This window comes from Klebsiella sp. 28 (assembly GCF_018223905.1).
Lineage (GTDB): Bacteria > Pseudomonadota > Gammaproteobacteria > Enterobacterales > Enterobacteriaceae > Klebsiella > Klebsiella pneumoniae.
The window spans coordinates 1-21,012 of record NZ_JAGRQY010000093.1; the positions used below are offsets into that span (position 1 = coordinate 1).

The 21,012-nt window shown below is 52.0% G+C and carries 26 protein-coding genes and 2 pseudogenes; 16 read left to right on the plus strand and 12 right to left on the minus strand.

Annotated elements, in window-relative coordinates; genetic code table 11:
- The 4 genes from KHQ28_RS16625 to KHQ28_RS16640 form a co-directional block, all read left to right on the plus strand.
- Window positions 1-393: recombinase family protein (locus KHQ28_RS16625; protein WP_211777637.1), on the plus strand; the 393-nt coding region annotated here is incomplete at its 5' end.
- 186 nt (window positions 394-579) lie between these two features.
- A complete protein-coding gene (locus tag KHQ28_RS16630; protein ID WP_032445547.1) occupies window positions 580-1,137 on the plus strand; it encodes an OsmC family protein in 558 nt (185 codons plus the stop codon).
- 141 nt (window positions 1,138-1,278) lie between these two features.
- Complete coding sequence (locus tag KHQ28_RS16635; protein ID WP_008502230.1) at window positions 1,279-1,860, plus strand: TetR/AcrR family transcriptional regulator; 582 nt, start codon at window positions 1,279-1,281, stop codon at window positions 1,858-1,860.
- A gap of 4 nt (window positions 1,861-1,864) precedes the next feature.
- Window positions 1,865-2,203 (plus strand): carboxymuconolactone decarboxylase family protein, encoded by a 339-nt coding sequence (locus tag KHQ28_RS16640; RefSeq protein ID WP_000888080.1) that lies wholly within the window; start codon window positions 1,865-1,867, stop codon window positions 2,201-2,203.
- A gap of 29 nt (window positions 2,204-2,232) precedes the next feature.
- Here KHQ28_RS16640 and KHQ28_RS16645 read toward each other — a convergent pair whose 3' ends face one another.
- On the minus strand, window positions 2,233-2,562 hold the full coding sequence (locus KHQ28_RS16645; RefSeq protein WP_008502229.1) for a co-chaperone YbbN: 330 nt from the start codon (window positions 2,560-2,562) through the stop codon (window positions 2,233-2,235).
- 212 nt (window positions 2,563-2,774) lie between these two features.
- Between KHQ28_RS16645 and KHQ28_RS16650 the strand changes: the two genes are divergently transcribed.
- The 3 genes from KHQ28_RS16650 to KHQ28_RS16660 all read left to right on the plus strand — a co-directional run bounded on the left by KHQ28_RS16650 (window position 2,775) and on the right by KHQ28_RS16660 (window position 5,487).
- Window positions 2,775-3,881: an alkene reductase gene (locus tag KHQ28_RS16650; protein WP_006687059.1), complete on the plus strand. Its 1,107-nt coding sequence runs from the start codon at window positions 2,775-2,777 to the stop codon at window positions 3,879-3,881.
- 65 nt (window positions 3,882-3,946) lie between these two features.
- On the plus strand, window positions 3,947-4,648 hold the full coding sequence (locus KHQ28_RS16655) for a DsbA family oxidoreductase (RefSeq protein ID WP_008502228.1): 702 nt from the start codon (window positions 3,947-3,949) through the stop codon (window positions 4,646-4,648).
- A 65-nt stretch (window positions 4,649-4,713) separates the two neighbouring features.
- The gene (locus KHQ28_RS16660) at window positions 4,714-5,487 is read left to right on the plus strand and encodes an SDR family NAD(P)-dependent oxidoreductase (protein ID WP_001091224.1); all 774 of its coding nucleotides are present in this window, start codon (window positions 4,714-4,716) and stop codon (window positions 5,485-5,487) included.
- A 185-nt stretch (window positions 5,488-5,672) separates the two neighbouring features.
- Here the strand turns inward: KHQ28_RS16660 and KHQ28_RS16665 are convergent, their stop codons facing one another.
- Together KHQ28_RS16665 and KHQ28_RS16670 are read right to left on the minus strand one after the other, a co-directional pair.
- On the minus strand, window positions 5,673-6,896 hold the full coding sequence (locus tag KHQ28_RS16665) for a MalY/PatB family protein (protein WP_000872613.1): 1,224 nt from the start codon (window positions 6,894-6,896) through the stop codon (window positions 5,673-5,675).
- 130 nt (window positions 6,897-7,026) lie between these two features.
- Window positions 7,027-7,857: a DMT family transporter gene (locus KHQ28_RS16670; RefSeq protein ID WP_020324597.1), complete on the minus strand. Its 831-nt coding sequence runs from the start codon at window positions 7,855-7,857 to the stop codon at window positions 7,027-7,029.
- A 241-nt stretch (window positions 7,858-8,098) separates the two neighbouring features.
- Here KHQ28_RS16670 and KHQ28_RS16675 point away from each other — a divergent pair, with 241 nt between their 5' ends.
- From KHQ28_RS16675 to KHQ28_RS16685, 3 genes and pseudogenes are all read left to right on the plus strand, one after another.
- The gene (locus KHQ28_RS16675) at window positions 8,099-8,851 is read left to right on the plus strand and encodes a S9 family peptidase (RefSeq protein WP_020324592.1); all 753 of its coding nucleotides are present in this window, start codon (window positions 8,099-8,101) and stop codon (window positions 8,849-8,851) included.
- Between the two features lie 26 nt (window positions 8,852-8,877).
- Window positions 8,878-9,191: pseudogene (locus KHQ28_RS16680) on the plus strand (Tn3 family transposase); the annotation flags it as partial.
- Between the two features lie 74 nt (window positions 9,192-9,265).
- Window positions 9,266-9,640 carry an ArsA-related P-loop ATPase gene (locus KHQ28_RS16685; protein ID WP_000110555.1) on the plus strand — a complete coding sequence of 125 codons (375 nt, stop codon included), beginning with the start codon at window positions 9,266-9,268 and terminating at the stop codon, window positions 9,638-9,640.
- A 30-nt stretch (window positions 9,641-9,670) separates the two neighbouring features.
- On the opposite strand, the gene arsC is transcribed toward KHQ28_RS16685, so the two are convergent.
- Genes arsC through arsR form a run of 5 tightly spaced genes read right to left on the minus strand, consistent with a single transcriptional unit; the run spans window position 9,671 to window position 13,979 of the window.
- The gene (arsC, locus tag KHQ28_RS16690) at window positions 9,671-10,096 is read right to left on the minus strand and encodes a glutaredoxin-dependent arsenate reductase (protein ID WP_000065758.1); all 426 of its coding nucleotides are present in this window, start codon (window positions 10,094-10,096) and stop codon (window positions 9,671-9,673) included.
- A 12-nt stretch (window positions 10,097-10,108) separates the two neighbouring features.
- Complete coding sequence (arsB, locus tag KHQ28_RS16695) at window positions 10,109-11,398, minus strand: arsenite efflux transporter membrane subunit ArsB (protein ID WP_000922630.1); 1,290 nt, start codon at window positions 11,396-11,398, stop codon at window positions 10,109-10,111.
- 48 nt (window positions 11,399-11,446) lie between these two features.
- Window positions 11,447-13,198, minus strand: coding sequence for an arsenite efflux transporter ATPase subunit ArsA (gene arsA, locus KHQ28_RS16700; RefSeq protein ID WP_001556710.1), 1,752 nt, complete (start codon window positions 13,196-13,198; stop codon window positions 11,447-11,449).
- Window positions 13,199-13,215: 17 nt separating this feature from the next.
- Window positions 13,216-13,578, minus strand: coding sequence for an arsenite efflux transporter metallochaperone ArsD (gene arsD / locus KHQ28_RS16705; RefSeq protein ID WP_020324593.1), 363 nt, complete (start codon window positions 13,576-13,578; stop codon window positions 13,216-13,218).
- Between the two features lie 47 nt (window positions 13,579-13,625).
- Window positions 13,626-13,979, minus strand: a complete 354-nt coding sequence (gene arsR / locus KHQ28_RS16710) for an As(III)-sensing metalloregulatory transcriptional repressor ArsR (RefSeq protein ID WP_001114073.1) — start codon at window positions 13,977-13,979, stop codon at window positions 13,626-13,628.
- Window positions 13,980-14,271: 292 nt separating this feature from the next.
- Here arsR and KHQ28_RS29245 point away from each other — a divergent pair, with 292 nt between their 5' ends.
- The 5 genes from KHQ28_RS29245 (at window position 14,272) to KHQ28_RS16730 (ending at window position 17,492) form a co-directional block, all read left to right on the plus strand.
- Entirely contained in the window at window positions 14,272-14,412 is a 141-nt protein-coding gene (locus tag KHQ28_RS29245; RefSeq protein WP_004118614.1) for a hypothetical protein, read from the plus strand.
- Window positions 14,413-14,531: 119 nt separating this feature from the next.
- Window positions 14,532-14,888, plus strand: a complete 357-nt coding sequence (locus KHQ28_RS29250; RefSeq protein ID WP_077253206.1) for a Ref family recombination enhancement nuclease — start codon at window positions 14,532-14,534, stop codon at window positions 14,886-14,888.
- Window positions 14,889-15,311: 423 nt separating this feature from the next.
- Window positions 15,312-15,971, plus strand: coding sequence for a hypothetical protein (locus tag KHQ28_RS16720; RefSeq protein ID WP_000078540.1), 660 nt, complete (start codon window positions 15,312-15,314; stop codon window positions 15,969-15,971).
- A complete protein-coding gene (locus KHQ28_RS16725) occupies window positions 15,968-16,297 on the plus strand; it encodes a hypothetical protein (protein WP_004118613.1) in 330 nt (109 codons plus the stop codon). Before KHQ28_RS16720 ends, KHQ28_RS16725 begins: the two co-directional genes overlap by 4 nt.
- Window positions 16,290-17,492, plus strand: coding sequence for a hypothetical protein (locus KHQ28_RS16730; RefSeq protein WP_003031541.1), 1,203 nt, complete (start codon window positions 16,290-16,292; stop codon window positions 17,490-17,492). The genes KHQ28_RS16725 and KHQ28_RS16730 overlap by 8 nt, the downstream gene beginning before the upstream one ends.
- Before the next feature lie 36 nt (window positions 17,493-17,528).
- On the opposite strand, the gene KHQ28_RS16735 is transcribed toward KHQ28_RS16730, so the two are convergent.
- Window positions 17,529-17,948: a type II toxin-antitoxin system HigA family antitoxin gene (locus KHQ28_RS16735; RefSeq protein WP_000990392.1), complete on the minus strand. Its 420-nt coding sequence runs from the start codon at window positions 17,946-17,948 to the stop codon at window positions 17,529-17,531.
- On the minus strand, window positions 17,945-18,256 hold the full coding sequence (locus KHQ28_RS16740) for a type II toxin-antitoxin system HigB family toxin (protein ID WP_004118600.1): 312 nt from the start codon (window positions 18,254-18,256) through the stop codon (window positions 17,945-17,947). The genes KHQ28_RS16735 and KHQ28_RS16740 overlap by 4 nt, the downstream gene beginning before the upstream one ends.
- Before the next feature lie 210 nt (window positions 18,257-18,466).
- Between KHQ28_RS16740 and KHQ28_RS16745 the strand changes: the two are divergent.
- Window positions 18,467-18,847, plus strand: a pseudogene (locus KHQ28_RS16745) (gluconate permease); the annotation flags it as partial.
- A gap of 49 nt (window positions 18,848-18,896) precedes the next feature.
- Here the strand turns inward: KHQ28_RS16745 and KHQ28_RS16750 are convergent.
- On the minus strand, window positions 18,897-19,592 hold the full coding sequence (locus KHQ28_RS16750; RefSeq protein ID WP_004118595.1) for a lactate utilization protein C: 696 nt from the start codon (window positions 19,590-19,592) through the stop codon (window positions 18,897-18,899).
- Window positions 19,585-21,012, minus strand: a complete 1,428-nt coding sequence (locus KHQ28_RS16755) for a LutB/LldF family L-lactate oxidation iron-sulfur protein (RefSeq protein ID WP_000023895.1) — start codon at window positions 21,010-21,012, stop codon at window positions 19,585-19,587. The genes KHQ28_RS16750 and KHQ28_RS16755 overlap by 8 nt, the downstream gene beginning before the upstream one ends.

Sequence of the window (21,012 nt, forward strand, 5' to 3'; positions counted from 1 at the left end):
CACCGACTATTTGCAACAGTGCCCCGTCTGGGTCGTAATGCGATGGATATCCGAAAAACAGTAGAGCAACTGGCGGCTTTAGATATTCGCGTTCATTGTCTCGCACTCGGAGGCGTTGACTTGACCAGTCCGGCCGGAAAAATGACTATGCAGGTAATTTCTGCTGTAGCGGAGTTTGAGCGGGATTTGCTGCTTGAGCGAACGTATTCAGGTATTGCGAGGGCAAAAGCGGCTGGAAAACGCTTCGGTCGCCCCCCCATCCTGAGCGAGGAACAAAAGCAAACAGTGACAGAGCGCCTAAATGCTGGCATCAGTATCAGTGCTATTGCCCGGGAATTTAATACCACCCGCCAGACTATCCTTCGGGTAAAGGCTGGATTGCTGCAAGAGTGAGCGGCTGGGAAGATTATAAAAAAAATCAAATGGTTATTATGAAATAAAACAGCCTGCTGGGTTCTTTTCCCCCCTATTTTTTATAAAAGAGTAGACAAAAGAGGTTCGCGATACTAATCTACCAACTAGATGGTTGGTACTGATTACACCAGCTATACCTTTTATCAAGAAATTACAGGAGCCATTATGTCTACTACCGTTAAACCTTCTGCAGACGCAGCTGCGATCCACAATACCCGTGAAGCAGTTCGCAGCCAGCCTGGCCTGGGTAACCTGACTTTCCAGATGAAAGCCCGTTCCAGCGGCGGATTAACCATTCGCACAGAGACCGGCGCCACAATCCAGAACGGCGTTATCGATACCAGCCGTGTGGGGAAATTTTCTAATATCGGTGATGAACCCGCAGGTTTACTCGGCACCGATACCGGCATGAGCCCGACTGAATACATCATGCAGGCGCTGGCTGGCTGTTATACCGCCACCCTTACCATGATGGCTGCTGAAAAAGGGATCGACCTGGACGGTATCGAGCTGGATCTTAATTTCGATATCAACCTCAACGGCTTCCTTGGGCTGGACAGCAACGTGCGTAAAGGTGCGAAATCTATTCGCGTCGATGTTCACCTTACGAGCAAGACCGCCAGTCGCGAGGAGTTAGAAGCGCTGGTCAGCGAAATGCAAAAGAATTCGCCAATCCACGATACTCTGGCTAATCCGGTTGAAATGATTACACGCCTGGCGTGATGTCAGAGATGTAATGCTGCCATTCAGAATGCAGGATGGCAGTGACGTTCAGCTCTGCACGATACTGAGTCAGTGATACAACTTGCTACGGAAAAATAGCAACAATATAATCTATCAACTAGTAGATTATATGGAGTAATTATGACAACCATGACACGGGAACGGCTGCTCAGCGAAGCAGAACACCTGATGCGCGAAAAAGGGTATTCAGCATTCAGCTATGCTGATTTATCAAAAATAGTGGGTATCACCAAGGCCAGTATTCATCACCATTTCCCGACCAAAGATATTCTGGGTGAGCAGGTGGTAATACAGGCGTTCTCTGATACGCAACGCGTATTTGAGCAGATAGAGGCTACTGAGAAAAGCGCGGAGAAAAGAATTGCGGCCTACATCGATATCTTCGCGCAAAGCCATAAAGCTTCACTACTGCCACTGTGTTGTGCGTTGTCAGCAGAGACCGCCAATCTGCCTCAGGCAATTACTGTACAGACATCACTTTATTTCGATATGCAAATCGAGTGGCTCACAAAAGTCGTCAGGGCGGGCATGGAGTCAGGTGAGTTTTCATCCCATGCCGAACCATCAGATATTGCTTTGATGATCATTAATGTCTGTGAAGGCTCAAGCGTAGTGGCGCATGCAACGGCCAGACCCGAAGTCTTCGCCAACAGCCTTAAGTATATAAAACTGCTTCTTAATACCCCTCATTCAGGAGAATGACACTATGCTGGACTGGAACAACTATCGCTCAGAGTTAATGCAACGTTTAGGCGAGTTGGGCAAACTGACCCCCGAGACCATGAAAGGCGTGGTTGCCCTGGGCAACGCAGGTAACAAAACTGACCTTTTGGGCGCAAAAGTGCGTGAACTCATTGCCCTGGCGTGCGCAGTCACAACCCGCTGCGACGGCTGTATTGCTTTTCACGCCGACGCCGCTGTGAAAGCCGGTGCAACCGACGCTGAAATTGCTGAAGCGCTGGGCGTGGCGATTAACCTCAACGCTGGCGCGGCGGTCATTTATTCAGCCCGCACTCTGGATGCCGTCGGTCAGGCACGCGGTTAAGCATTAATAAATTCCACGTTAAAAGGGCATTACTGCCCTTTTTTTATGTCCGCAATCGCCTGAGCATATACCGATGCAGGTTTCACACCCGGTATGCGTTTAACTAATTGCCCTTCATGAAATATCAGCACAGACGGCAGCCCCCAGATCTCGTATTTGGTTGTCAGCACCGGCGCCTGATCTACATTGACTTTCCCCACCTGAATGTCTCCATCGAGCCGGTCTGCAAACTGACTGAACATTTCTTCGCTGGCCTGACAGGGCGGACACCAGGGTGCAGAGAAACGTACCACCGATATTCCTTTGTACTGCTCTATCTGGCGGAAATTATCTTCGTTATAAGCTGTTAATGTACGCATGGTGATGACCTCGCAAAATGAGTGACAATTCAGAAATGGCTGCGTTATGACAAAAAAATACGGCACACCTGTTGACCTACCTACTAGATGGTTGGTATATTGCCATCCATCAGATGTTTATGCAACTCCAGTGCGCGACGTCCGGTCGATGATACTTCCGGGTTGTGCAAATCCCTGCCGGGATACTCCTTTTTGTTTCTGTGAGGTATACGATGAGTAAGCTTTTCACCCCCTACAATCTGTCTGGCCTGGCGTTAAAAAACCGTGTAGTCATGGCACCGATGACCCGCACCCGCACCATGAATGACGTGCCGGATGAGGTCGTGGCTTTGTACTATGCACAGCGTGCTTCTGCTGGCCTGCTCATCACCGAAGGGATGCCGGTTTCAGAAGAAGGCCGGGGTTACCTCTATACCCCTGGTATCTACAACGACGAACACGTCCAGGGCTGGCGTAAGGTGACACAAGCGGTTCACGCCAAAGGTGGCCGTATTTTCGCGCAGCTCTGGCACGTCGGCCGTATGTCTCACGTCTCTCTTCAGCCAGGCCACATAGCGCCGGTTTCAGCGGGCACCGTTCAGGCGGTCAATACCACCGTTTTTGCGCTGACTGAATCCGGAGAACCGGGCCCGGTTGTACCAAGCCAGCCACGCGCGCTGGAAACGCATGAAGTGAAACGCATCACTGCAGACTTCGTGCACTCCGCACGCCTGGCGATGGAAGCCGGCTTTGACGGTGTGGAAATCATGGCTGCAAACGGATTCATCTTTGACCAGTTCCTCAGTAGCGAACTGAACACCCGCACCGACGAATACGGCGGCTCGGTGGAAAATCGTCAGCGTTTCCTGCTGGAGACCATTGACGCCGTGGCGGAAGCCGTGGGTAACAGCCACGTTGCCGTGCGCCTGTCACCGTTCGGCCGCATTTATGACCTCGCGCCGTATGAAGGTGAAGAGCAAACCTGGTCAGCCATCACCGACGCGCTCGGTCAGCGGGAGCTGGCTTACGTACACCTTTACTATCAGCCGGTGTACACCAAAGCGCCACTTCCGGAAGGATTCCGCCGCCGTTTTCGCAACACGTTTAAAGGCACCATCATCGCTGCCGGCGGTTTCACCCGTGATATCGCAGAGCAGGCTCTGGAAGATGATGAGCTGGATCTGGTGGCATTTGGTGTGCCCTACATCGCTAACCCGGATCTGGTTGAAAGAATGCAAAACGGCTGGCCACTGGCAGAAAGTGACCGCGCCACCTACTACGGCGTCAGTGGTTCCCCGGAAAAAGGCTATACCGATTACCCGGTCTGGCAGGCGCAATAAATCCCATACGGTCGCGGTTCTCTGATAAGTGAGACCCGACCGCCCAAGGTCTTTGAGGAATCATTATGCAAACGCTGAAACCCACCCTCACCATCGATATCTGGTCAGATTTGGTCTGCCCGTGGTGCTGGATTGCTAAGAAAAGATTTGAACAGGGTCTGAATCGCTTTGAATTTCGCGATCAGGTGGTGATCCGTCATCACAGCTACCGTCTGGCCGGTGGTACTCCCGCTATGCCTTTTAAGGATGCCATCGTTAAAAAACTGGGCAGTCAGCATTCAGCGGAGCTGATGATGAATCAGGTGGGCACCGCCGGTAAATCTGAAGGTCTGATCTACAACTTTGACGGCATGATGTTTGGTGATACAGAAGATGCACACACCCTGCTGGTTGCCGCGCGTAAGGCCGGAATTGCGGACGCGGTGGAAGAACGTTTTTATCACGGCAGTATCACCGAAGGTCGCTCTCTCTTTGACCGTCAGCAGCTCGTTGCAATGGCCGTAGAAGCCGGTATGGAGAAAGCTGACGCCGAAGCCGCTCTGGAAAATGACGATTTTCGCGCCACCGTTTCCGACGATGAAGCCCACGCACAGTCTATTGGCCTCAGCGGCGTTCCGGTTTTTGTGATGAACGAGAAATACGCCATCAGCGGGGCTCAGGGGGCAGACAACTTTTTGAATGCCCTGCGTCAGGTCTGGGATGAACAGCAAACCGAATTTTCAGCCACAGCGGGTCAGACCTGCGGAACGGATGGCTGCAGCATTTAATCCGTCAACCGCCGGCAGTTTCACGCTGCCGGCAACGTCTTACCCACCAGTAATGGAGTCTGAAAATGAATACATTTTTCAAAGGTAAAAAACTGCTTGTCGTCGGCGGCACCAGCGGCATGGGTCTCGCCGTGGCACGCATGGTACTGGAAGCGGGCGGCAGTGTGGTGCTGACCGGGAATAAAAAAGACAAAGCCGAAGCGGTACAAAAAGAGCTGAGCCCGCTGGGACCGGTGGCGGTCATCGCGGCCAACCTGATGACTGAAGAAGGTATGGAAACTATCCGTCATGAAATCAATGCCAGCCATCGCGATATCAGCCTGATGGTAAATGCCGCCGGGATCTTTATGCCGAAAGGGTTTACCGAGCACAGCTTTGCCGATTATGACATGTACTTTTCGCTGAACCGCGCCACGTTCTTTATTACGCAGGATGTCGTGAAGAACATGCTCGCCGCGAAGCTCGAAGGGTCTATCGTCAACGTCGGTTCGATTGGTGCCCAGGCAGCACTGGGTGACTCGCCGTCCTCGGCCTATTCAATGGCAAAAGCGGGTCTGCATGCCCTGACGCGTAATCTGGCGATTGAACTGGCCAGCGCGGGTATTCGTGTCAACGCTGTGTCTCCCGGGATTGTTCATACACCAATATACGAAGGCTTCATGGACAAAGCGGATATCGCTGATGCTATGAAGTCGTTGAACGATTTCCACCCGTTAGGCCGCGTCGGAACCGCAGAGGATGTGGCAAACACCATTCTATTCCTGTTGTCTGACAAAACATCATGGGTGACGGGCGCTATCTGGGATGTCGATGCCGGCATTATGGCGGTCAGACGATAACCCCGGTACGTTGACAAGAGCCGCCCCTTTACGGGCGGCATTTTTTTGTCGCCAGAAATGTCATCAGCAGGCTTCACTCAGGATATTCACAACCTGTTCATCCGTGCCTTTTTTGTTCCCGGCACAGGGTGTTATGCCGGGTTCTGACGACATCCTGACAGGACAAACTGCCAAAGAGAAAGGGGTTATACCCTGTTAGGGGCCGGTGTCCGCAGTACCTGTGAAATTCTTTTCATCCCTGCTGTCAGCATAGTCCGTGGGCACGCCAGATTTAACCGGATATGTCCTTCCCCATTGTCGACAAACAGCAAGCCCCCTTCAAGAAGCACCCCTGACTCCCGGGCAAAATACAGCGATAAATCCTCACCCACAGTGTCGGGCAGGTAGTGGCTAATATCTATCCAGGCCAGATATGTCCCTTCGGGGATCGAGAACCTGGTTTCGGGTAAATAGCTTTTGAGGTAGTCGTGCAGGTACTGGAAATTGCCGTCAATATATTCCCTCAGATGGACAAGCCAGTCATCGCATTCACTCCACGCCGCTTTGTTTGCTGCCAGGCTCAGCGGAGAGATGAACTCGTCGTGTCTGAGACGCCACTCGCTTCTGACACCGGGATCCGGAATAATGATATTTGCCAACAAATTCCCGGCCAGATTGAATGTTTTACTCGAGGACATGCAGGTAATAATGCGTGTAGAATCAGGGAAAAGAGAGGCGGCCGGTGTATGACCGATACCACTTCGGGACAGGTCACAGTGAATTTCGTCAGATATCACCCAGATATCATTGGCCAGGCAAATTTCAATAATCCGCTTAAGTTCATCAGGCCGCCAGACTCGTCCGGTCGGGTTATGCGGATTACACAGGAAAAGAATTTTCACACGTAAGTCGGCCTGACTGGCTTTGCGTGTAAAGTCTTCCCAGTCAGGTTCCCAGCCACCTGCTGATTTTTTTAACGCCGAGTACACCACGCGACGCTGACTGTATTCACCCGCCTTTTTAAACGGGCCATATGAAGGCGTCATAATAAGAATACTGTCATCCTTGTCGGTCAGAAGCGGGACGAGACGGTTCAGCGCGGGAATAATGCCCGGAGACAGCACAATGTCTTCCGTTTTGAAACGGTGACCATATTGTCGCTCACACCAGTTGCCAAAGATTTCATAGTATTCTTCGTCGTAGATTTTAGTGTAGCCGAGTATTTTTCTATCCAGACGGTCTCTGATGGCCTGAAGAATCGGCTCTGGTGTGGCAAAAGCCATGTCAGCAACCCAGAGGTTGATTAGCCCTTCTGCCGGATACCGCATTGCAAATTCGGACTGCCCCGCAAACAGGTATTCCCGCCAGCCGTCCACGGTAAGACTGTCTGTTTTCTCTCTGCTTACGTACTCATCAAAATCATATTTCATTTCATGAACCTGCCTTAGGTGTAGTCTGAAACGTCGACCTCAGTATTCCTGTCAGTCTGATGCCGGAGCGGGAAAACTGGCTCGTGTGATTAACATAAGAGAATCATTACAACTGCATGAATTAATTGCGTTATTGAGGTTTTCTCGCCTTTGCCATCGGCTGACGGGGGGATTTCTCGCGTGTCACCATCACAATGCCAGTCAGCACTGCCAGGGCAGAAAATATCGTTCTGACCGTCAGTGATTCACCCAGGAATACCACACCCCCTAGCATTGCCAGGCAGGGAACGCTGAGCTGAAGGATACTGGCGGTAATAGAGCCGAGGGAGGGTAAAAGGGTATACCACAATACATAGGCACCGGCTGAGGCGACGGCACCGGACAGCAATGACAAAGCAATGCCTGCAGCATCAGAGTGACCCTGCTTCATAAACAGCAACGTAAGAGCGAGAGCCATCGGCGCTGCGAGAATAAAATTAGCCGCCGTTGAAGCCCAGGCTAATCCGGAAACGATCATCATAAGTGCACTGTAAAGCGGCGGTGCCTTCGTCCCGGGTAACAGCAGGGCAGCAATTCCCGTCAGAGCCAGAACTAAACCGCAAGCCCGCATAGCGGAGAGTGATTCTCCTTTAAATAATCCGTGGATCACCATCGCAAACTGTACGGCACCAAAAAGTAACAGCGCACCAGCCCCGGTATCGAGATGGATATAGGCGACAGAAAACAGCACCGCATACGCCATGAGGTAAAACCCGCTCAGCGGACGCCACAGCGATAATGTGGTCCTGGCGTGATAAAAGAGGAAGGGGGACAGGACGAATGCACCACTGGCCAGCCTGAGGCTGCTGAATGAAAGGGGATCAATGTGGCCTCCCTGCAGGGCCAGACGACACAGAATGGAGTTTGCCGCAAATGCCAGCATTGCCAGTGATATTTTAAGAATGAGCGCGCACCTGGCCATTCGAGAAGTCCTCACAAAAGCCTTGTAAACTACCATCTAGTTGGTAGCATAGCGTAAGTGATCGCCGAACAGGAAGCAATAACCAGCTTCCAAACTGGAAGGTGAGGACAGGCATTCGGAATGAATTCTGTTTCACATCCCCAGTGGAGGACGGAAAACGCGTTATGCCAGATGCAGAGCAGAAGATTATTTTTCTCCTGCGATCAAACATATGACATCAGTTTAAGGCCCGGAATATCCTATGAAAAAACTAAAATTTACGTTCAAAAATGCGGCGGGTGAAGAACTGGCCGGATTGCTTGAACTTCCTGAAAATCCTAAAGCGTTTGCGCTGTTAGCTCATTATTTTACGTGTGGCAAAGACCTCAAAGGCGCGGCGCGTATTGCGCGGAAACTGACAGAGAAAGCTATCGCCGTTCTCCGGTTTTATTTTACTGGTCTGGGAAACAGCGAAGGGGATTTTTCCAACACCAACTTCTCATCCAATATTTCGGACCTGCTTTGCGCGGTAGATTATCTCCGCCGACAGTACGAAGCGCCTTCTTTGCTCATCGGTCATAGCCTGGGGGGATCGGCCATCCTGTCTATCGCCGGCGAAGTTCCTGAGGCAAAGGCCATTGTCACCATAGGATCACCCGGAGAACTGACACACGTAAAACGTCTTTTTAAGGATGATGTTGAAAACATTAACCAGCATGGAGCCTATCCCGTTGAGCTGGCCGGGCGGGTATTTACGTTAAAGAAACAGATGCTGGACAATATTCAGGAACACAAAATCGCTCATAAGGTGTTCGCCATGAACAAACCTCTGCTGATTTTTCATGCGACTGAAGATGATACCGTGTTAATTGAGCAGGCCGAGAAAATATTCAAAGCAGCTAAGCATCCCAAGAGTTTCATTTCCCTGGGTAAGGCTGATCACCTTCTGACACATGCTCAGGATGCTGAATACGTTGCCGATATCATTATATCGTGGAGCGAATGTTACCTATAAACAGAGTAAATGCGTTCAAACTCGTAGCGCTGAGGGCGATTTTCTGCAGAGATCGGACGCTGTTTATGCTGGACTGATTTTGCGATAAAGGCTTAGGCCGATGCATACAGGCGGGGCTGAATAAGGGTGAGGCCCTTGGGCGAGCATCCTTCATGCACCGGCTGAATGAAATCAGGGATCTGGGGGTGGGAGGATCAGCGTTACCACGCCACCGGCGCTGACACTACATACGGCGGCGATAACACTCTGGAATACGGTTTATATAGAAAGAACCATTGAGCCGCTTAAGCAAAAAGGAGTCCCTGTTAATGAACTGCTGGTCTCTCATCCTTCTCCACTGCTGTACAAAATATAGTCTTAGCGTGGGATAATTTCCGTTTCCCAAGCGGACCCCTAAAGGCATTCAACAATTGCATGAGTGTGTTCTGGCGACAGCATGAAGCCGAATTCTCTCGCTTTCTGACATCGAAGACAGGTGATAGCGAAAAAGCAGCAGACCCGGAGAAGACGAAGGTGATTATCGTGACGCTTGCCGAAACGACACCTGTACTGGAAGCCGCTAACCTGCAGCAGGATCTACGCCGAGCTGGCATCGAGCCGTGGGCATGGGTCGTTAATAACAGCCTGGCAGCTGCTCAACCGTCTTCGCCTTTCCTGAAGATCAGGGCGAACCGCGAGCTGCCTCTCATCTCTGATGTGGAAGAGCAGTATGCAAAGCGTATTGCATTAACAGCGCTACAGAGCGAAGAGCCGGTTGGTATTGACCTGCTGGAAGAAATGGCGAAGTAATAATGAAGGGGGCAAATGCCCCCTTCGTCTTTATTTCAGTCTTTTACCTGAATCATCAACGACTTTTTCACCGTCTTCCTTGGTGAAAGCCGCTTTCTGGGCATCTGGAAGGATATCGAGAACAACCTCTGAAGGACGGCAAAGTTTAGTTCCCAGTGGCGTCACTACGATCGGACGGTTGATCAGAATCGGATGCTGTAGCATAAAGTCGATGAGCTGGTCGTCAGTAAATTTATCTTCTGCAAGACCCAGTTCCTCATACGGCTCGACGTTCTTACGCAGCAAAGCCCGGACGGAAATGCCCATATCCGCAATGAGTTTGAGCAGCTCATCGCGTGAAGGTGGAGTCTCAAGGTAAAGAATAACGGTCGGCTCGATACCGCTGTTGCGGATCATCTCCAGCGTATTACGCGACGTGCCGCAGGCTGGGTTGTGATAAATGGTGATGTTGCTCATATCAGTATCTCATTACAAAGTGAAAGAGAGACGTAGCGCCAGCGCGGCCAGCGTTACAAACAGCACAGGCAGAGTCATGACGATCCCGGTGCGGAAATAGTATCCCCATGTGATGGTCATGTTCTTCTGTGAAAGGACATGCAGCCAGAGCAACGTTGCCAGGCTACCAATAGGTGTAATTTTCGGTCCAAGATCGCAGCCAATCACGTTGGCAAAAATCATCGCCTCTTTGATAACGCCTGTTGCAGTGCTGCCATCAATAGAGAGAGCACCAACCAGCACGGTAGGCATATTGTTCATGATGGAAGAGAGGAAAGCCGTCAGGAAGCCAGTACCAAACGTCGCGGCCCAAAGTCCTTTATCTGCCAGCACGTTCAACACACCGGAGAGGTATTCTGTTAGTCCGGCATTACGCAGACCATAGACCACCAGATACATTCCCAGAGAGAATATGACGATCTGCCATGGCGCACCGCGAAGCACTTTGCCAGTGTTAATGGCATGGCCTCGCTTCGCCACCGCAAACAGAATGACAGCCCCTACAGCAGCAATCGCACTGACCGGGATACCCAACGGCTCAAGGACGAAAAAGCCAACCAGAAGAAGGATCAACACTATCCAGCCGGTTCTGAAGGTTGCCAGATCTTTAATCGCTTTTGCCGGTGCTTTCAGGAGAGCCAGGTCGTAAGTTGGCGGAATATCTTTGCGGAAGAACAGATGCAGCATCACCAGCGTGGCGATAATGGCTGCGATATCCACCGGCACCATTACCGACGCATACTCAGTGAAACCCAGCCCAAAGAAGTCTGCAGAAACGATGTTAACCAGGTTGGACACGATAAGCGGCAGACTGGCCGTATCGGCAATAAACCCGGCGGCCATGACAAATGCCAGCGTAGTGCCTTTGCTGAAACCTAATGCAAGCAGCATGGCGATAACAATTGGCGTCAGAATCAATGCCGCACCATCGTTGGCAAACAGTGCCGCCACCGCTGCGCCGAGCAAAACGATATAGGTAAACAGCAAACGCCCGCGACCGTTACCCCAACGTGAAACGTGCAGCGCCGCCCATTCGAAAAAGCCCGATTCATCGAGCAGAAGGCTGATAATAATCACGGCAATAAAGGTCGCCGTCGCATTCCAGACAATATTCCACACTACAGGGATATCACCAAAATGGACTACGCCAGAGATCAGCGCCAGTACCGCGCCCAGCGTCGCACTCCAGCCGATCCCTAATCCCTTCGGTTGCCAGATAACCAAAACGATGGTCAGGACAAAAATAGCGCCTGCCAGTAACATAAATCCTCCAGACAGGACGGCTTTGCCGCCCTGTATATACAAAAAAAATTAAACAACCAGCTCTCTGAGTTTCTCGATGCCAGTGGGCTCTGCAGCCATTACCGGTACTAACGCTATGCGGCTTGCATGCTGGTTTTTCACAACCTCGATTTGAGGACGCTCTTGTAGGGCGCGCTGGCAAAGCAGCGGCGATTGCGTCTGTGCAATCGAAAGGCTGTTATTGATAATCCAGCCCCAGGGATGAATCCCCGCACGTTCAAGATCGGACTGCAGGTTTGCCGCTTCCAGTACAGGTGTGGTTTCAGGCAGAGTGACCAGCAAAACTTTGGTACGTTCCTGGTCCTGAAGCTGCATCATCGGAGTGGTAAAATGACCTTTATCCCCCATCTTCCTGGCAATCTCACGGTGATAAGCCCCGGTAGCATCAAGCAGTAATAGCGTATGCCCGGTAGGTGCCGTATCCATGACCACAAACCGTTTGCCAGCTTCACGAATTACGCGTGAAAACGCCTGGAACACCGCAATCTCTTCTGTGCAAGGAGAACGTAAATCCTCTTCGAGCAGCCGTTTCCCAGCCTCATCCAGATCCCTGCCTTTCGTCTCAAGAACATGCTGACGATAGCGTTCAGTTTCATCGTGAGGGTTGATTCGGCTGACCTGCAGATTTTTGAGGCTGCCATTGAGCGTTGTACTGAGATGTGCAGCAGGATCTGAGGTGGTGAGATGCACATCAAAACCCTTATCCGCCAGACTGACGGCGATAGCCGCAGCCATTGTGGTTTTGCCCACACCACCTTTGCCCATCAGCATAATCAAACCGTGTTCACTGCGGGCGATATCATCAACCAGGACAGACAACGACATATTCTCTGGCTTGTTCTGTGGGCTTTGTTCAGGAAGCGATGTTATCTCAGCGTGTTCGTTGAGCAGGCCTTTCAATGCGGATACACCAACCATGTTCAGCGGCTGCAGGTATAAGTTGTCTGTCGGCAAATCAGATAACCCGGCAGGAAGATTTGCCAGCGCCTCTTGCTCCCGTTGCCATATTGCAGCGGCCAGTGCATCACGTTCTGCTTCGCTCGCAGGCAGGACACCGTTAATGACTAAATACTGATTTTTAAGGCCAATAGCTGATAATTCGTCATGAGTACGAGCGACTTCCTGCAGTGTTGATTTTTGCAATCGCGCGACCAGCACAAGGCGAGTTCGTTCAGGATCGGATAATGCCTCAACCGCATGAGCATATTGCTCGCGTTGTTTTTCCAGCCCAGCCATTGGACCAAGACAGGAAGCACCATCCGGGTTACTTTCGATGAAGCTGCTCCAGGCTCCGGGAAGCTGAAGAAGGCGAATAGTGTGGCCAGTTGGGGCAGTATCAAAAATGATGTGATCAAAGCGGGTCAGCAGAGAAGCGTCAGTCAGTAAGCCAGTAAACTCGTCGAATGCAGCGATCTCTGTCGTACAAGCTCCTGAAAGCTGTTCACTGATGCTGTTAACAACGTCATCAGGCAAAAGACCTTTAATAGGGTCAACGATTCTGGCGCGGTATTGCTGGGCGGCGTCCTGCGGGTCAATCTCCAGAGCCGAAAGACCAGACACAGCAGTCACGGGCTGGATAGTGTTACCGATAGTCTGATCGAATACCTGACCGACATTGGAAGCCGGGTCGGTACTGACAAGCAGAACACGCTTTCCCAGTTCAGCCAGACGTATAGCCGTTGCGCAGGAAATCGAAGTTTTGCCTACACCTCCCTTACCGGTGAAAAACAGGTAAGACGGGATATTCTCTAAGAATTTCATATGTCCTCCTGACATACTCAACAACAGGAAGTTTTACCACCACAGCAACTGGTGGAAGCTAAACCCACCTTTTCCAGCGGTATACCAAACCAGCGAGCCAGTTCAGCGCGTTTTGGGTATCGCCCGGCCATCACCGTTTCACCATCAAGCAACAGCAGCGGAAGCTCTTCAGCTCCAGAAGCCTCAAGGAATGCTTTCGCTTTTTCGTTCTCAACGAAGCTCATAGGCTGCTGCGCCAGGTTATAACGTTCGATCTGAACCCCACGCCCTTTCAGCCATTGCACATCAGCAGAAAAATTGACCAAAACCTGATCGACATCTGAACCACAAACGCCGGTACTGCAGCACATCGCCGGATCAAACACCGTTAACATTTTCATCTTTAACACCTCACATTCGTAAAAACATATATGTACAGGCAAAATTTTTAGATACAAACAGCCTTACCGCTGCCAGAGCAGTTGGCCGATGCCAGCTTACGGGCGATGGCCTGTACGTCGTCCTGTTGACTTAACCAGGCCTGCTCAATCACCAGGGCAGCCCAGGAAGGAATATGCGGGGATAAGCGATAATGAACCCATTTCCCCTGCTTGCGATCCAGCAACAGGCCACTTTCCCGAAGCATCGCCAGATGGCGGGAGGTCTTGGGTTGTGATTGTTCCAGCGCTGTGCAGAGATCGCATACGCACAGCTCCCCCATCTCCCTGAGCAGTAGCACGATACCCAGGCGGGTTTCATCAGATAGTATTTTGAAAAGTTGTAGGGATGCAATTTCTGGCATTATGTACTCCTGCTATGAATGGGTATTGTCTCTCCACCAAAACAAGAAGTCAAAATCATATGTGTTTTCTCGCATGTGAGTGCAGGTGTCACTATGCGGTTGAAAAACGACCTGATGTGCGATCGTTACGTTAGTTGGGTAGGTAAAAAAGTCATTTGAGGCTAAAACATTGCTTAGTGCGGGCTTTCAGTTCATAGAGAAGAATGAATAATATCAATTATAACAATTGGTTATTTCCTTAGCGTACGTTTTCGTTCCATTGGCCCTCAGACCCCTAGTACAGAGGATCGGGATGCACTCTACGAAAAACAGCGAATCGCAGCGCAACGGCAGCGCGAACGTCAGAAGACCAAGCTGGCTGACCCAGCTTATCGGCAACATCAACAGGAAAAACGCCAGGCGGCAGCACAACGATCCGCCGAAAAACGATTAGCCCGTATCCATTCGCCGGAGTATCAGGAAGCGCAGCGTGAAAAACAGCGCATTAAGCGACAGGAATCGGCACAGAAACCACGTACAACACTTACCGTTACCAAACCCCGCAAAACCTCAATGCGAGGACTGAAAGGCCGAACCCCAACTGCAGACGAACGGCGCGTAATGGATGCGTTAGCCAAACTCCCCTGCACCGCTTGCTGGCTGCATAAGCACCACCAGCTAATTGTCAGTCTGCATCATGTAAATGGGCGCACTGCAGCTGGCGCGCATATGGATGTTTTACCGTTGTGCCGGTGGCATCACCAGGACGCGGCCCCAAAAGCAGATCGCGAGCAATACCCGTGGCTGGTGCCGGTTCATGCCAGCGGAAACGTTGGCGGAAAGGCCGAATTTACGCGCCTGAACGCCTCGGAAGAGGATTTGCTACTCATGGCCTACAAACAGGCTGGAATAACCAGAGAGGGGCGCTAATGGCTCGCACAACAACGGAACGGGCCTTAAATCCCCACGGTCACGTATACTTACTGGATGGATTGACCAAACTCCATATTTGCAAGATTTGCGGAACCTGTGAGCGCCGAAACGGACAATATTGGTGGGCTGGTAAGTGGAGTAAGACAGAGCCGCCGTGCGGCCTCAATACGGAGGAACAGCGGGACTGGCATAACAATGCAAACCCCGACAACGAAGACGAACCATAACCGGCTGCAGGGCGGTAAATAATTCCTTGACGCTAAAAAACACAAAGTACAAACCGCATAAAATCCTCGCAGCTTTTGTGTTCCCTTGAGGGTACTTTTGACAATTTAACTTCCTGCTTTAGCGCGGTTGGGAACATCAATAGCCAGTAAGGGGCCGCAATCGCGGCCTTTTTGCTTTCTGGAGGATAGAAAATTGAGTCAAAAAATAGCTGTTTTCAGTCTCTCAACATCAAACCCGCTCTATGTCACTGCCATCTATGACGATGACAACAACCTGATAATGAGCATCCCGAAATCACTCCCCAACTCATTAAAACAACAACGAGTAAAGGTGATCCCCGCCATCGAGAAGCTGCTTAAAGCTGACTTTAAGGTACTGGTGGATGAAACCAGTGGGACCATTGCTAGTGAAAGCGGCGCTCACCATGTTTCACTGAAGACGCGACATACAGACTCGCGCGCAGCCGTTCTCGTCGGCATCGAGCGCTACAACGAATTGCGCCTCCAGAAAGCCATTTCTCTTCCTGAGAAAAACCCCGGCGCATATGAGATCCCGTCTTCTATCGTGGACATTGATTACAACGCCGCCGGTGACGAGGTGTATCACATCAACTGGCAGGATATTCGACCTGAGCATCTGCTCACGATCATGTGCTGTTTTGCCACGGTATACCATCCTGTCACCTCAGCTGCGTACATCAAAGCCATGACCGGCGGCAGCGAAGAACGCGAGCAGCACCCGCTATTACGCGTTTTCGGGAACCTCATTAAGCATCAGGAAGTGACCAGCGCAAGCGCAGTTCCGCCATCGCTAACCGGGCAGCGGATCAGTGATAACGAGGTCATTCTATGAGTTACAACCGCCTGGATGACCGCACAATTGACGATCCTATCCTGCTGGCATTGTTTCATCAGGAAGTCATTGCACGGGCCACCAGCTACAGCGCCGACAACATCTCTTACACCATCAAGCCAGATGAGGTTTACCGTTCTGATTTGTCGGCGTTTCGCTGTTACGGCAATGAAGAATTACGTTGGGTATTCCGCCTGCTGGTGGGGCATGAATCTGAAACTGAAGCCATGCCGGTTGGCATAACGTTAACCGTGCCGCCGGTGGCCTGGATACGTGACCGGATGCGAGACTATGCGTCGGGAACAGTGGAGTTAATCAGTGGCTGATTTTCCCCGCGCCAGTAACGGGCGATACCAGACAGAAGGCCTAAGCGCGCGCGAGTTCGAACGCCTATTCAACCAGATTGAGAAGGATAAGCGAAGCAAGCGCCGCGCCGCTCGCCGCACTCTGACGCCGTTTTCACTGAAGAACAAAACAGCCGAAGATATCATCTCGCTGGGCAAGAAGAAAAAAGGCGGTACGTTCTTCACCGTCGAAGATCTAAAGGCATTTGAAGGTCGCCGCAAGGATATTCGACAGACGTTCAATTCAGGCATAGCCGGGATCACCTATGCCCAGCTCATAGCCGGAAGTGAGGCGATCGACGTTAAACGTGCTAACAACGCCGTAGACGACGGTTCCGGCATTAAGCGCGCCGTGCCTTCATCATTGAAACATAACGTCGTCACAGTCAGCGTGGAGGCTTCAGATCGCTCAGAAGACCAGCATCACCGCGTAAAAGTGCGCTTTGAGGAATGGGATTCACTGATTGATGAGCTGGGGGATGAGACTAGCGCGGTAAAAGTGACGAAAAAGCTGTGTGCCGGTCGCGTATCCTTCGATTGTGATTGTGGTCGTCATCAATACTGGTATCGCTACATCGCGACCGCCGGTAACTTTGCCCTGGCACCGCCAAAAGAATATGCCTTCCCCAAAATCCGTAACCCTAATCTCAAAGGGATCGCCTGTAAGCACGTGATCCACGCAATGACCCGACTCCAGTCGGCAAGCTGGCAATTGCGGATCGGTCAGGCCATGCTGCAGGCCGCTAAACGTGTAGGGTTCGGTGACGACAAACGACGTACTACTAAGCATTTCACTGAGGAAGACCGGAAAAGATTCAACAAGAACCGTAACTCACAGACTAACCAGGGGGCGATGCGTCAGGAGTGGGATAAATACCAGCGCCGCCAGAAAGCGCTGGGTAATCAGATTGCGCGAGACAGTACAAAGCTACGCACCCTCAGCGACAAACTGTTAAAAGCCCGGAAAATGACGCAAAAACAACGGGCAAAGGCAGAAGAAAGTCAGCAAAAGCTTAAAGCCGAGCAGGATAAAAACAAGGTGCTGCTGCAGCAGCTCGCCGACCGTTTCAAGGTGGAACGCCAGGCGTTTATTGATGCGATGGTAATGACTGGTGTATCACGTCAGGATGCCGAGAAACGCTTCCTGGACTACGTGAAAAACAAAGGCAGGGGTTAATACAAAAGCCCCCAACCTTTCGGTCAGGGGGCTGTTTTACGCGTCCATGAATGAGCTGGGCGGAATGTTGAAGCGCCGCGCAAGTGCTTTCATGTGATCTAGTGTTAGTGAGCGAGTCCCGTTAAGGATGCGGCTCACCAGCGATTTCTTACCAATCTCTTCCTCAAAATCACTCTGAGTCAGTTTGTGCTGGTCCATCAGGACACGCAGCAGGGCCACGCCACTTGGTAACGCTGCAATACGGTCGTTGAACTCTGCGAACTCTTCCGCCTCATCTTCATACTGGGCAATTTTCGCAACCAGCATGTCCACCAGCGGATGATCTGGCTCGTGTTCAACCAGGTATTCAACCAGCGTCAGCGCGTCTTCATAGTCCTTGCGAGAGGCATTGCCCCCCAGGAGGGGGACAATGCTAACCAGGCTGTTTGCCGCCTGGATAGCATCGGTGTACATCATTCTTTAGTTCTCCGGTAAAAATCTGTCAGCTTGTCGTATTCGGCGTGTGTGGTTATGTGCTTTATAAAGATTTTCCCACGTTCAAAATCAGCAAAAAACATCACCCTTAAATTCCCACCGCCAACATCGATCACCCACCACTTCTCCCGATATTTCATTCTGTCCAGCGAGGCAAATCGTTTTTTCATTTCGTCCGGTGAAGTGTAGTTCTCTCTCTTCAAAGTCCGGTATACGTCGTCTAGTGCCGCTGCCTGATTGGGGAATTGCCTGGTGGCTGTATCGAAAGGTGCTCTCGATACAATGTGCATCCTTCGCTCTCCTTGTGTTTCCATCTTGGAAACATAATATCGCACTCCCGCAGAGTTGACAAGTTGGAAACTGAAAATAATTAGTGCCTCTGCAATTCACAATCTCCATACAGTGCTCACATACGCAAATTAACCCCGTCAGTGAGGCACAGAATGGGCCGTTTTGATGAATGGTTAGACGACACAAGGCCGGTAACAGTCGCACCGGTTACCGGCATCGGCGATACCATCGGCATGCTGATGTCGCACGGTAATATTTCTCCCTACATCATGGCGTGGTTGATAACCGTGCTGATTCGTCTGGCAACGGGTCAGGGCGTGGTCTCAGCCATGACGGCGGCGGGGATTATTAGCGCAGCGATCCTCGACCCGGCAACCGGTCAACTGGTGGGCGTCGACCCGGCGTTGCTGGTGCTGGCAACAGCGGCCGGCTCCAACACCCTGACCCATATCAACGATGCTTCGTTCTGGCTGTTCAAAGGCTACTTTGACCTGTCGGTGAAGGATACGCTGAAAACCTGGGGTCTGCTGGAGCTGGTAAACTCCGTGGTTGGCCTGATAATCGTGTTGATCATCAGCATGATTGCATAACGTCGATACCGCTCTGGCCTATAGCGCCAGAGCGGTTTTCCATCCTGCCTCAACAATCCTCAATAATCAGATACACCGCTTTCACCGGGCCATGCACCCCAACCACCTTGATAAGCTCAATATCCGCCGTCGAGCTGGGTCCACTGATGATATTAATGCATGATGGCATACGCTCACCGGCCTGTGCTTTCTGATGTAGCTTTTCTGCCAGTTGCGCCACGCGCGGCAGGATGGTGCTTTTACGCAGCACGAAAATCGAGGACTCTGGCAACAGGCTCAGGGAACGCCCGCGCTCCGGTGCGGAAAACAGCACCACGCCGCCGGACTCGGTCAGGCCATATTCGGCATACACCACGCCGACTTTCGCCTGTTCTGCCTGGGTAATATTTTCGCTACCTCGCGCTGGGTCCCAAACCACGGCGTTGCATTCCTGCTGCAAGCGTTCGGTGATACCCAGCTCCACCAGCCGGCTGTCGCCGCTCAGCACCACCGGCTGCTGACCCAATTCTTCGCACAGGCGCAGCGCCGCGTCTGCGGCCTGGTCCTCGCTGGTCAGTTCGCAGCGGGCCAGCATCACTTCGCTGGCAAACTGGATAAACGCATCGCAGCGCTGCTGCGGGCTAAGTTCGGTCAGGCGCTCGTTGGCATAGTTGTTAACCGGCGCGGCATCTGCTTGCGGTTCGAAACGCAGCGGGCGACCCAGCGCCTGGGCGATGGTGTTTAAAAACGCGGTACGGTTATCCATTCTTTTTCTCCTGCGCCTGATGTTTCTTAAACCAGCTGCGGAAGCTCTCGCCGTCAGCATCAGGCAGATCGCGCGCCTCCATCCAGTCACCAATCGCGCCAACCTTGAGCGGGGTTTTGCCGCCATTGATAAACCAGCTCGCCGCATGCGCGCCCGCCATCATCCCGACTTTCCACAGCCCCGGATGGCTATTGGCATAAGCGAACATCCTGATCGCCCGTCGCTCGGCTTTCGGCGTAATGCCCTCCTCGGCCATCACCCGGCGATGACGCAGGATCAGTTTTGACAACGGAATGCGCACCGGGCAGACGCTGTCACAGGCCGTGCATAAAGAACAGGCGTACGGCAGATCCTTAAAATCTTTATAGCCGCCGAGCAGCGGAGAAATCACCGCGCCGATAGGTCCAGGATAGATAGAGCCATAGCCGTGTCCGCCGATGTGGCGGTACGCCGGACAGGTGTTCATACAGGCTCCGCAGCGGATGCAGCGCAGCACATCGCGAAACTCTGAGCCCAGCACCTGCGAGCGACCGTTATCGACAATCACCAGATGGAACTCTTCCGGTCCGTCAACGTTATCCGCCTCGCGCGGGCCGGTCAGCCAGGTGTTGTAGCCCGTCAGACGTGCACCCACGGCGCTGCGCGCCAGCATGGTGATCAGCACATCCACCTCGGCAAAGGTCGGCGCGATACGCTCCATGCCCATCACCGCAATGTGCGTTTTCGGCAGCGTGGTGCACATGCGCGCGTTGCCTTCGTTGGTTACCAGACACACCGAGCCGGTTTCCGCCACGGCAAAGTTACAGCCGGTAATACCGATTTCGGCACTGAGGAAATCCTCACGGATCTTCTGACGAATGAACAAGGTCATGGCTTCCGGGGTTTCCGGGCCGTCATACCCCAGACGTTCGTTCAGCACGCGGCGGATCTGATAGCGATCTTTATGAATAGCCGGGACCACGACGTGCGAAGGCGGATCCTGATCCAGTTGCAGGATATATTCCCCGAGATCGGTTTCGATCACCTGGATTCCGGCATCCTGCAGCACATGGTTGACGCCGATCTCTTCGGTCACCATCGACTTGGACTTCACCACCTTCTGCGCATTTTTACTTTGCGCAACCTGCAAAATGTAGCGAGTGGCATCTTCTTTGGTTTTGGCGAAATAGACGTGCCCGCCGTTTTCCGTCACTTTCTCGGAGAGTTGATACAGGTAAGCGTCGAGGTTGCTCAGAACGTGATCGCGGATCTGGCTGGCACGATCGCGCCAGTCTTCCCAGTGGCCTAACTCATCGACCATTTTTTGCCGATTTGCGCCGATACGCTCCTGCGCATTAGCCACGGCTTTGCGCATGATCGGATCTTCTATCTGCTGACGAATGCGCAGTTTAAATTCTACATCGCTGGTTTTTATCGACAT

What these genes read in the sequence shown, in the direction of transcription:
- KHQ28_RS16630 (WP_032445547.1), top strand. Translation starts at nt 580, where the DNA reads ATGTCTACTACCGTTAAACCTTCTGCAGACGCAGCTGCGATCCACAAT.
- KHQ28_RS16635 (WP_008502230.1), top strand. Translation starts at nt 1,279, where the DNA reads ATGACAACCATGACACGGGAACGGCTGCTCAGCGAAGCAGAACACCTG.
- KHQ28_RS16640 (WP_000888080.1), top strand. Translation starts at nt 1,865, where the DNA reads ATGCTGGACTGGAACAACTATCGCTCAGAGTTAATGCAACGTTTAGGC.
- KHQ28_RS16645 (WP_008502229.1), bottom strand. Translation starts at nt 2,562, where the DNA reads ATGCGTACATTAACAGCTTATAACGAAGATAATTTCCGCCAGATAGAG.
- KHQ28_RS16650 (WP_006687059.1), top strand. Translation starts at nt 2,775, where the DNA reads ATGAGTAAGCTTTTCACCCCCTACAATCTGTCTGGCCTGGCGTTAAAA.
- KHQ28_RS16655 (WP_008502228.1), top strand. Translation starts at nt 3,947, where the DNA reads ATGCAAACGCTGAAACCCACCCTCACCATCGATATCTGGTCAGATTTG.
- KHQ28_RS16660 (WP_001091224.1), top strand. Translation starts at nt 4,714, where the DNA reads ATGAATACATTTTTCAAAGGTAAAAAACTGCTTGTCGTCGGCGGCACC.
- KHQ28_RS16665 (WP_000872613.1), bottom strand. Translation starts at nt 6,896, where the DNA reads ATGAAATATGATTTTGATGAGTACGTAAGCAGAGAGAAAACAGACAGT.
- KHQ28_RS16670 (WP_020324597.1), bottom strand. Translation starts at nt 7,857, where the DNA reads ATGGCCAGGTGCGCGCTCATTCTTAAAATATCACTGGCAATGCTGGCA.
- KHQ28_RS16675 (WP_020324592.1), top strand. Translation starts at nt 8,099, where the DNA reads ATGAAAAAACTAAAATTTACGTTCAAAAATGCGGCGGGTGAAGAACTG.
- KHQ28_RS16685 (WP_000110555.1), top strand. Translation starts at nt 9,266, where the DNA reads ATGAGTGTGTTCTGGCGACAGCATGAAGCCGAATTCTCTCGCTTTCTG.
- arsC (WP_000065758.1), bottom strand. Translation starts at nt 10,096, where the DNA reads ATGAGCAACATCACCATTTATCACAACCCAGCCTGCGGCACGTCGCGT.
- arsB (WP_000922630.1), bottom strand. Translation starts at nt 11,398, where the DNA reads ATGTTACTGGCAGGCGCTATTTTTGTCCTGACCATCGTTTTGGTTATC.
- arsA (WP_001556710.1), bottom strand. Translation starts at nt 13,198, where the DNA reads ATGAAATTCTTAGAGAATATCCCGTCTTACCTGTTTTTCACCGGTAAG.
- arsD (WP_020324593.1), bottom strand. Translation starts at nt 13,578, where the DNA reads ATGAAAATGTTAACGGTGTTTGATCCGGCGATGTGCTGCAGTACCGGC.
- arsR (WP_001114073.1), bottom strand. Translation starts at nt 13,979, where the DNA reads ATGCCAGAAATTGCATCCCTACAACTTTTCAAAATACTATCTGATGAA.
- KHQ28_RS29245 (WP_004118614.1), top strand. Translation starts at nt 14,272, where the DNA reads ATGCACTCTACGAAAAACAGCGAATCGCAGCGCAACGGCAGCGCGAAC.
- KHQ28_RS29250 (WP_077253206.1), top strand. Translation starts at nt 14,532, where the DNA reads ATGCGAGGACTGAAAGGCCGAACCCCAACTGCAGACGAACGGCGCGTA.
- KHQ28_RS16725 (WP_004118613.1), top strand. Translation starts at nt 15,968, where the DNA reads ATGAGTTACAACCGCCTGGATGACCGCACAATTGACGATCCTATCCTG.
- KHQ28_RS16735 (WP_000990392.1), bottom strand. Translation starts at nt 17,948, where the DNA reads ATGATGTACACCGATGCTATCCAGGCGGCAAACAGCCTGGTTAGCATT.
- KHQ28_RS16740 (WP_004118600.1), bottom strand. Translation starts at nt 18,256, where the DNA reads ATGCACATTGTATCGAGAGCACCTTTCGATACAGCCACCAGGCAATTC.
- KHQ28_RS16750 (WP_004118595.1), bottom strand. Translation starts at nt 19,592, where the DNA reads ATGGATAACCGTACCGCGTTTTTAAACACCATCGCCCAGGCGCTGGGT.
- KHQ28_RS16755 (WP_000023895.1), bottom strand. Translation starts at nt 21,012, where the DNA reads ATGTCGATAAAAACCAGCGATGTAGAATTTAAACTGCGCATTCGTCAG.